The 9166-nt window shown below is 62.1% G+C and carries 10 protein-coding genes; 6 read left to right on the forward strand and 4 right to left on the reverse strand.

Features of this window, described 5'->3' with window-relative positions; translation table 11 throughout:
* Positions 1-17: 17 nt before the first annotated feature.
* Positions 18-947: a LysR family transcriptional regulator gene (locus tag NTD85_RS19015; RefSeq protein WP_007962958.1), complete on the reverse strand. Its 930-nt coding sequence runs from the start codon at positions 945-947 to the stop codon at positions 18-20.
* 118 nt (positions 948-1065) lie between these two features.
* On the opposite strand from NTD85_RS19015, the gene NTD85_RS19020 reads away from it, so the two are divergent.
* The 3 genes from NTD85_RS19020 to NTD85_RS19030 all read left to right on the forward strand — a co-directional run bounded on the left by NTD85_RS19020 (position 1066) and on the right by NTD85_RS19030 (position 2733).
* Positions 1066-1359 (forward strand): putative quinol monooxygenase, encoded by a 294-nt coding sequence (locus tag NTD85_RS19020; RefSeq protein WP_103484567.1) that lies wholly within the window; start codon positions 1066-1068, stop codon positions 1357-1359.
* 32 nt (positions 1360-1391) lie between these two features.
* On the forward strand, positions 1392-2405 hold the full coding sequence (locus NTD85_RS19025; protein ID WP_047291086.1) for a zinc-binding alcohol dehydrogenase family protein: 1014 nt from the start codon (positions 1392-1394) through the stop codon (positions 2403-2405).
* A gap of 154 nt (positions 2406-2559) precedes the next feature.
* Positions 2560-2733 (forward strand): hypothetical protein, encoded by a 174-nt coding sequence (locus NTD85_RS19030; RefSeq protein WP_003221361.1) that lies wholly within the window; start codon positions 2560-2562, stop codon positions 2731-2733.
* 4 nt (positions 2734-2737) lie between these two features.
* Here NTD85_RS19030 and NTD85_RS19035 read toward each other — a convergent pair whose 3' ends face one another.
* Positions 2738-3940, reverse strand: a complete 1203-nt coding sequence (locus NTD85_RS19035; RefSeq protein ID WP_262142921.1) for a multidrug effflux MFS transporter — start codon at positions 3938-3940, stop codon at positions 2738-2740.
* Positions 3941-4145: 205 nt separating this feature from the next.
* Complete coding sequence (locus NTD85_RS19040) at positions 4146-4346, reverse strand: heavy-metal-associated domain-containing protein (RefSeq protein ID WP_262142922.1); 201 nt, start codon at positions 4344-4346, stop codon at positions 4146-4148.
* 148 nt (positions 4347-4494) lie between these two features.
* Here NTD85_RS19040 and NTD85_RS19045 point away from each other — a divergent pair, with 148 nt between their 5' ends.
* The 3 genes from NTD85_RS19045 to cueR all read left to right on the forward strand — a co-directional run bounded on the left by NTD85_RS19045 (position 4495) and on the right by cueR (position 7876).
* Entirely contained in the window at positions 4495-4878 is a 384-nt protein-coding gene (locus tag NTD85_RS19045; RefSeq protein ID WP_262142923.1) for a hypothetical protein, read from the forward strand.
* Positions 4879-5072: 194 nt separating this feature from the next.
* A complete protein-coding gene (locus NTD85_RS19050) occupies positions 5073-7466 on the forward strand; it encodes a heavy metal translocating P-type ATPase (protein WP_262142924.1) in 2394 nt (797 codons plus the stop codon).
* A complete protein-coding gene (cueR, locus tag NTD85_RS19055; protein ID WP_007962968.1) occupies positions 7463-7876 on the forward strand; it encodes a Cu(I)-responsive transcriptional regulator in 414 nt (137 codons plus the stop codon). Before NTD85_RS19050 ends, cueR begins: the two co-directional genes overlap by 4 nt.
* On the opposite strand, the gene NTD85_RS19060 is transcribed toward cueR, so the two are convergent.
* Positions 7830-9032, reverse strand: coding sequence for an MFS transporter (locus NTD85_RS19060; RefSeq protein WP_262142925.1), 1203 nt, complete (start codon positions 9030-9032; stop codon positions 7830-7832). The two genes, cueR and NTD85_RS19060, sit on opposite strands and share 47 nt — an antisense overlap.
* Between the last annotated feature and the right edge of the window lie 134 nt (positions 9033-9166).

Raw genomic sequence — 9166 nt, forward strand, 5'->3', positions numbered from 1 at the left:
TCGCTAATTGCCTGCGACTAATGATCAACTTTCGGGAAATGGGGAAATTGACTACTCAATTCGGCGCATCGGCTGGCGAGCATTTCCCTCAAAAGGTTCACCGGCTTACTCAATTGTGCGCGATGGGCGCACAACAGATTCAGCGGAGCACGCTCGCAGAGCAGTTCCGGCAGCAACACTTTGAGGCGTCCGGCGAGGACATCCGCGCCGACATCGAGCCACGACTTGTAGGCGATTCCTGCCCCCGCCACCGCCCACAACCGCACGACGTCGGCGTCATCGCTGAAGCGATCGCCACTGACCGTCAGCCCGACTTCACGTTTGCCGTCATGAAAACTCCAATGGTCGTGTACCCGGCTGCCGAGCATGTACAGCAGGCAATTGTGCTGCGCCAGTTGTTCGAGCTGACGCGGCTCACCGTGGCGCGCCAGGTACGCTGGAGATGCGCAAAGCACGCGGCGATTGTCCGGGGCGATGGGTAAGGCGACCAGACTCGAGTCCTCCGGTTCGCCATAACGCAAGGCGATGTCCACCGGCTGGCGGAACAGGTCGGCGATGCGATCACCGAGCAACAGGCGCACGGTCAGTTTCGGATGCTCGCGCTGAAACTCGTCGAGCCATGGCAACAACAGGTTGCGGCCGAAATCCGAAGGCGCCGACAACTGCAGGATGCCGCTGACCTGATCCTGCGCACTGGAGAGAAATCGCCGGCCTTCGTCCAGCGAACTCAACGCGGCCCGGGCATATTCGAGAAAGCCTTCGCCCTCGGCAGTCAGGCGCAGGCTGCGGGTCGAGCGCGCCAGCAGACGCACACCCAGTTGCTGTTCGATACGTTTGAGCGCGGCGCTGGCCACCGCGGCAGACATGTCCATCACCCGCGCCGCCGCAGACAGGCTGCCGAGATCCGCCGCACGAACGAACAACTGCAAATCGTCGAAACGCAGCATTCTCAGCCTCGATTATCAAAAAAATATTGAAAGAGACTGCTCTTTTAGCCGGTTTTATCGTGCCGAGAAATAGCCAATGATCTGCTCAAGCGAATTTATCCCGCGACTGGAGCCAAACATGTCCCAAGCATTCACCGCCATCGCCACCCTGATCGCCAAACCCGGCCAGCAGGACACCCTCGAAAACGCCCTGCGCGCACTGGTTGAACCGAGCCGCGCCGAGGAGGGTTGCAGCCAGTACGACCTGCACCGCGACCTGGCCGATCCGCTGACTTTTTATGTGATCGAACATTGGGCCAGCGAGGAAATCCTCCAGGCGCACAACGCCAGCGCGCATTTTCAGAACTTCCAGGCCACCGCCGGCCACTGCATCGAACACTTCCAATTGAAACGTCTGGGCGCCATCGCCTGAGCCCTTCTTCTATTACCGTTACGGAGCAAGTCATGAAAGCCATCGCCTATTACGCCTCCCTGCCGATCAGCGACGAAAAATCCCTGCAAGACATCGAACTGCCGGAGCCGGTCGCCGGGCCGCGCGACCTGCTGGTGGAAGTCAAAGCCATCTCGGTCAACCCGGTCGACACCAAGGTGCGGCAGAACGTGGCGCCGGAAAACGGCGCAGCAAAAGTGCTGGGCTGGGACGTCGCCGGTGTGGTCAAGGCCGTCGGCAGTGAAGTGACGCTGTTCAAGGCCGGCGACAAAGTGTTTTACGCCGGCTCCATCGCCCGTGCCGGTGGCAACAGCGAGCTGCACGTGGTCGATGAGCGCATTGTTGGCCACATGCCGAAATCCCTCGGCTTCGCCGAAGCTGCTGCGCTGCCGCTGACCGCGATCACCGCGTGGGAGCTGCTGTTCGAACGCCTGCAGATCCGTGAGGGCAAGACCGATGAAGGTCAAAGCCTGCTGATCGTCGGCGCCGCTGGCGGCGTCGGTTCGATCCTCACCCAACTGGCCCGCCAGTTGACCGGGCTCAAGGTCATCGGCACCGCATCCCGTGCACAGACTCGCGACTGGGTGACGGAGCTGGGCGCCGACCTGGTGATCGACCACAGCCAGCCGCTGAGCGAAGAACTGAAACGCGCCGGCATCGATCACGTGACCCATGTCGCCAGCCTGACCCAGACTGATCTGCACCTGGATCAACTGGTCGAGGCGCTGGCACCGCAAGGCAAACTGGCGTTGATCGACGATCCGAAGTCGCTGGACGTGAGCAAGCTCAAGCGCAAGAGCCTGTCGCTGCACTGGGAGTTCATGTACACCCGCTCGCTGTTCGAAACCCCGGACATGATCGAACAACACAAACTGCTCAACCGCGTGGCCGAGTTGATTGATGCGGGGACGTTGAAGACTACGGTGGGCGAGCATTTCGGCACGATCAACGCGGCGAACCTGCGTCGCGCGCATGAGTTGCTGGAAAGTGGCAAAGCCAAGGGGAAAATTGTTTTAGAAAGTTTCTAAGAATCCGAAGGCCCGCAATCAGCGCCAGACCATTCAAGGGCTGGCGCTGATTTTTGCCGTCAGTCAGATGCTTCTCCGTTGTCACAAATGCGATCGTATTCAGGTCTACACTCGAAGCCTCTGCGATACATCTTTTACGCAAGGGAGGTCAGCAATGAAGATCCTGATAAAAGAAGTGGCAAAGTCCCAATGGCAGGTTCGTCTGGACCAGCACGCCGTGACATTTCGCAGTGAAGCCGAGGCCCTCGCCTTCACCCGCACCCTTGAAGCGCGCCTGCACGCGCCGCATCAGATTCCCGACTCCGGACAGCAACGCGCTGCTGGCTGACGTATCAGGCTTCGGCCTGTGCTTGCGCCAACGCCCGAACATTCTGCAAATGCCGGGTGTACATCGCGACACTCACCACCAGTAATCCACACAGGCTGATGACCATGGCCATCGGTATGGCGCTGCCGTCGTGCAGAACGCCCACCAGCGAGGCCGCGCCGGAAGCCACGCTGAACTGCAGGCAACCCATCAGTGCCGAGGCACTGCCGGCGCGCGCGCCCTGACCGTTCATCGCACACGCCGCTGCGTTAGGCAGGATGCAGCCGAGGCTGGCAATACACACGAACAACGGAATCAACAGCGGCCACAAGGCTTCGGTGTGCAACGAGCTGACCGCGAGCAAAGAGACACCGGCCAACAGATACACCCACACCGCCCGCGACAGCAGGAAGGCCGGACCGCGCTTGGCCAACAGCCGCGCGTTGACCTGGGCCACCAGAATGAAACCCGCTGCGTTGGTGCCGAACAGCCAGCCGAAATGCTCGGCCGGTACGCCATAGAGTTTGATGAAGACGAACGGCGAACCGGCGATGTAGGAAAACATCCCGGCAACTGCGATGCCGCCGGTCAGGGCGTGGCCGAGAAACACCCGGTCGCCGAACAACCGGCCGTATTGGCGCAACGCACCGGACAACGGCTGGCGCGGCACGTAGTCCGGCAGACTTTCCGGCAGACCCAGTGCCACAGCGAGGCCGGCCAGTGCACTGAAGCCGGTCAGCACGAGGAAGATCGACTGCCAGCCCGTGGTGTTGACCAGCAGACCGCCGAGCAGCGGCGCGAGGATCGGCGCCAGGCCCATCACCAGCATCAACTGCGAAAAGACTTTGGCCGAACCGACCGCATCGCACTTGTCGCTGACCACCGCCCGGGAAATCACCATTCCCGCGCAGCCGCCCAGCGCCTGAACGAAACGCGCGCCGATCAGCCACTCCAGATTCGGTGCATAGGCACAGGCCAGTGAGGCCAGGGTGAACAGGCCAACCCCGACGAGCAGTGGCAGACGCCGCCCAAAACGGTCGGCCACCGGGCCGTATAGCAATTGACCGATCGACAGGCCGGCGAAATACGCCGCCAAGGTCAGTTGCACATGCTTTTCATCAGTGCCAAAGGCCAGCGCCATCGACGGGAACGCCGGCAAATAGAAGTCGATCGCCAGCGGACCGAAGGCGCTCAAGGCACCGAGAATCAGAATGGTACGGAAGTTCATCAGGCATCCAGGTTGGATAGAAGTCGGCAGCCCGACAGTCTAGCCGCGCTGAGACACCTTGAACATTCCGATAGCTCGCTAACTATTAGAAAGTCAGACGAACTGCACAGCAAAGATCAAAAGATCGCAGCCTGCGGCAGCTCCTACAGGAGTCGCACCAATACCCTGTAGGAGCTGCCGCAGGCTGCGATCTTTTGGCTTTTGGTCACCCGGCCAATTTCACCGGATAACCCTCTTCGCTGATAACCTCGATCACCTGCTCCGCGCTGAGCGAACTCTCGACGCCGACTTCTTTGGCAGCCAGATCGACCCGCACGCTGGCCGCCGGATCTTTCGCCTGCACGGCGTGGGTAATGGCATTGACACAATGACCGCAGGACATGCCTTGAACATTGAACACTTGCATGGATTGACTCCCTTGAGTGAAGTTGCCGGCAGTGTCGAGCTTGCCACCATGGCAAGGTCAAGTTCTGGAAAAAAATGCCGGGCTGGCAATCGGCGCTGCGCTCAGCCAAGCTGCGCACACCAATGACTCAAACTCAGGAGATTCAGCCATGCGCTGGTCAGCTTTCAGCCTGTTTGGCTTGCTCAGCCTCTTTGCCGCCCTGCCCCAGGCCAACGCGACCGGTGAGGACTACGCCGTTCTGATCATCTCGCGCGAGCGTCTGGAAGTGCCGACTCCCTGCGAGATTGGCGTGTACGTCAATGATGAACTGGCAGCGCGCCTGCTGCAGGAACAGACCACTTCCTTCAATCTGCCCCACGGCACGATTTCCATTCGTCTGAAACAGTTGCCTGGTCAGGTGCCGGGTTGCCAGGCAGGCATGCTGGCACCGCCCGCGCAGGAGATCTCGCTCAAGGCCGGCGATGTGGTGAAGTACCGGATCGCGGCAAATGCCAAAGGTCTGTACCTGCGACCTGCCGCCCTCGAATACTAAGCGAAACTCCAAATGTGGCAGCGGGCTTGCTCGCGAATGCGGTGTGCCATTCAGCGATGATGTTGACTGACACAGCGCTTTCGCGAGCAAGCCCGCTCCCACATTGGTTTTGTGCTGAGTCAAATATTGGCGCTTGACCTTGCCCGCATGGCAAGGTTGATCCTTGTAGGCATCTTCTACAGGGAGTAAGACCGATGTCCGATTCCATCACCTTCGATCTGCCGATTGCCGGCATGACCTGCGCCAGTTGCGCCGGGCGTGTCGAGCGGGCGTTGCGCAAAGTCAGCGGCGCCAGTGGCGTCAGCGTCAATCTCGCCACCGAACAGGCCCGCGTCCAGGCACCGGGTGGCAGCTTGCCGGCGTTGATGGAGGCGGTGCAGCGCGCCGGTTACAGCGTGCCGCAGCAGACCATGGAATTGAGCATCGACGGCATGACCTGCGCCTCGTGCGTCGGTCGTGTCGAGCGCGCCCTGAACAAAGTCCCCGGGGTGAAGAGCGTCAGCGTCAACCTCGCCAACGAACGCGCACACCTCGAATTGCTCGGTCAGGTCGACCCGCAATCGCTGCTCGACGCGGTGAGCAAGGCCGGCTACTCGGCCAGCGTCTGGCAAGCCGATCACCCCACTACCGATAACCAGCAACAGCGCCTGCAACATGAACGCTGGGCACTGATCTGCGCCATCGCCCTGGCCTTGCCGCTGGTGCTGCCGATGTTGCTACAACCGTTCGGCATCCACTGGATGCTCCCGGCCTGGGCGCAATTCGCCCTCGCCACCCCGGTGCAATTCATTTTCGGTGCGCGGTTTTACGTGGCCGCGTGGAAAGCCGTGCGCGCCGGGGCCGGTAACATGGACTTGCTGGTCGCCCTCGGCACCAGCGCCGGTTATGGCTTGAGCCTGTACGAATGGGCCACCGCCGCCGGGCGCATGCCGCATCTGTATTTCGAAGCCTCGGCGGTGGTGATCGCCCTGGTACTCCTCGGCAAATACCTGGAAAGCCGCGCCAAACGCCAGACCGCCAGCGCCATCCGCGCCCTCGAAGCCTTGCGTCCGGAACGGGCGATTCAAGTAATCGACGGTCGCGAGCAAGACGTGGCGATCAGCGCTCTGCGCCTGAATGATCAGGTGCTGGTCAAACCCGGCGAACGTTTCCCGGTCGACGGCGAAGTGCTCGAAGGGCAGAGCCACGCTGACGAAGCGCTGATCAGCGGCGAAAGCCTGCCAGTGCCAAAACAACCGGGCGACAAAGTCACCGGCGGTGCGATCAACGGTGAAGGTCGACTGCTGGTGCGCACCACCGCCCTCGGTGCGGAAAGTGTATTAGCGCGGATCATCCGTCTGGTCGAGGACGCTCAGGCAGCGAAAGCGCCGATCCAGAAACTGGTGGATAAAGTCAGCCAGGTGTTCGTGCCCACCGTGTTGCTGATCGCTTTGGCGACACTGATCGGCTGGTGGCTGTACGGCGCGCCCATGGAAACCGCATTGATCAACGCGGTCGCTGTGCTGGTGATTGCCTGTCCGTGCGCCCTCGGCCTCGCCACGCCGACGGCGATCATGGCCGGCACGGGTGTGGCTGCGCGTCACGGCATTCTGATCAAGGACGCCGAAGCGCTGGAACGTGCCCATGAAGTCGACAACGTGGTCTTCGACAAGACCGGCACGCTGACTTCCGGCACCCCGCGCATCGCGCATTTCAGTGCGCTGGATGGCGATGAAAATACCCTGCTGACACTGGCCGGTGCCCTGCAACGCGGCAGTGAGCACCCGCTGGCCAAAGCCGTGCTGGACGCTGCCGCCGAGCGCGGCTTGCAGGTGCCAGATGTCCGCGACAGCCAGTCCCTGACCGGGCGCGGCATCGCCGGCACGCTTGCCGGTCGGCGCCTGGCGCTGGGCAATCGGCGCTTGCTGGAAGAATGCGGTTTGAGCGCCGGCCACTTCGCCGAGTCAGCCAAGGCCTGGGAAAACCAAGGCCGGACCTTGTCGTGGCTGATCGAGCAAAGCCCAGAAGCGCGGGTGCTTGGGTTGTTCGCCTTCGGTGACACGCTCAAGCCCGGGGCACTGCAAGCGGTGCAGCAATTGGCCGCCCGAGGGATCCACAGTCATCTGCTGACTGGCGACAACCGTGGTAGCGCGCGCGTGGTGGCCGAGGCGCTGGGCATTGACAATGTTCACGCCGAAGTGCTCCCCGCCGACAAAGCCGCGACCGTCGCCGAACTGAAGAAAACCGGGGTGGTGGCGATGGTCGGCGACGGCATCAACGACGCCCCGGCACTGGCGGCGGCCGACATTGGCATTGCCATGGGTGGCGGCACCGACGTGGCGATGCATGCCGCCGGCATCACCTTGATGCGCGGCGATCCACAGCTGGTGCCGGCGGCGCTGGAGATCAGCCGCAAGACCTACGCGAAGATCCGCCAGAACCTGTTCTGGGCCTTCGTCTACAACCTGATCGGCATTCCGCTGGCGGCGTTCGGCTTCCTCAACCCGGTGCTTGCCGGCGCGGCGATGGCATTGTCGAGCGTCAGCGTGGTGAGCAATGCGCTACTGTTGAAAACCTGGAAACCGAAGGATCTGGAGGAGCACCGATGAACATCGGTCAAGCGGCCCGGCACAGTGGCCTGAGCGCAAAGATGATCCGCTATTACGAGTCGATCGGCCTGCTCAAGGCAGCCCATCGCACCGACAGCGGCTACCGGGTCTACAGCGATGATGACCTGCACACGCTGGCGTTCATCAAGCGCTCGCGGGATCTGGGATTTTCCCTGGAGGAAGTCGGCAAGCTGCTGACCCTGTGGCAGGACCGGCAACGCGCCAGCGCTGATGTGAAAGCCCTGGCGCGTCAGCACATCGACGAGCTGAACCAGAAGATCCGCGAGCTCGGCGAGTTGCGCGACACCCTGCAGGACCTGGTCGAGCACTGTAATGGCGACCATCGCCCCGACTGCCCGATCCTCAAGGAACTGGCGTCGGGCTGCTGCGCGCAACCCGCCCGCGCCTGAGCGCCAGCAGCTTCACGGTCAACAGCGTACCGAGCGGGATGCCGTGGAACAGCATGACCACGGCACCCGGCGTCCACCAGCCGTAAAACGGCGCGGCAACCAGCATGCCGACGCCGAACCCGGTCATTTGCAGCAAGGTCAGGAAACTGAAAATCGGCAGGCGCAAATGCTCCGGTTCACGCTGCAGACGCGACATCAGGCTGACTTCGGAGAAACCGTCCCCCAGCCCCGCCGGCAGCGAAAACAGCAGCAGACCATAAAGGCTGTGCTGCTGGAACATCAGGATAAAACCGCAGGACATCAACGCCACGCCGAAGAAATACCGTCGCTCCAAATCACGGTTATCCGTGCCTTTGAGGCGACTGGCAATCCGTGCGCCGAGCAGTTTGCCGCTGGCCCATACCGCCAGCATCAGACCCAGCGTGGTGCTGGCCGAATCAGGGGTCAGCAGTTTGGAAATGATCGGGAACCCGACATTGTGCGCGGCACTGCCCAAGGTGTCGGCCATGGTCACGGCAAGCATCGCCGCGATTACCGGAGCGCTGCGCAGGCCCTGCTTGAGAGCTGACCATTCGCCGCGTTCGCTGGTTGATTGCTCGCTGACTTCTGCAACGGCGAAGCGCAACGGCGCAATCAACAGCGCCGCCAACACATAGGTCAGTGCGTTGAGCGCAAACACCGTTTCGAAACCAAATGCCGCCACCAGCAAGCCGGAGACCAGACTGCCGCCGACCATCGCTGCGGATGACGCCGAGGTGATCCAGGCATTGGTTTTCAGTAGCTGCGCCGGGTCGATCAGCTTCGGCAACTGGCTGTTGAGGCCGATGGCGAACATCGAATTGCCAAAACCCAGGCCAAAGGCGATTACCGGCAACAGCAACGCCTGCTGGCTCACCGGCAGGATCAACAGCAGGCCAAGCAGCGCCGCGCGCAGCAGATCGAAGGCGATCAGCGGCACCCGGCCACTCCAGCGCCGATAGAAGCGCGTACCGATCAGGCTGGCAAAAATCCCCCCGCCAACCCGGCTGGCGAGAAAGATCCCGACGCTCATGGCGCTGTTGCTCAGCAGGTAGACATAGGTCGCCAGCGCGACCATGTTGAGAAAGGCGCCGAAGTCGGAGATCAGCCGGGCGGTGATGATGAGGCGGGCGTTCACATTCAATCCTTGAGTGTGCGAGGGGCGACAAGATTCCCACACACATTCCAGGAACACCACAAATCCCTGTAGGAGCGGGGGGGGGGGGGGGGGGGGGGGGGGGGGGGGGGGGGGGGGGGGGGGGGGGGGGGGGG

The sequence above is a fragment of the Pseudomonas sp. 13B_3.2_Bac1 genome (genome assembly GCF_025466205.1).
In the GTDB taxonomy this organism is placed as follows: Bacteria; Pseudomonadota; Gammaproteobacteria; order Pseudomonadales; family Pseudomonadaceae; genus Aquipseudomonas; species Aquipseudomonas fluorescens_H.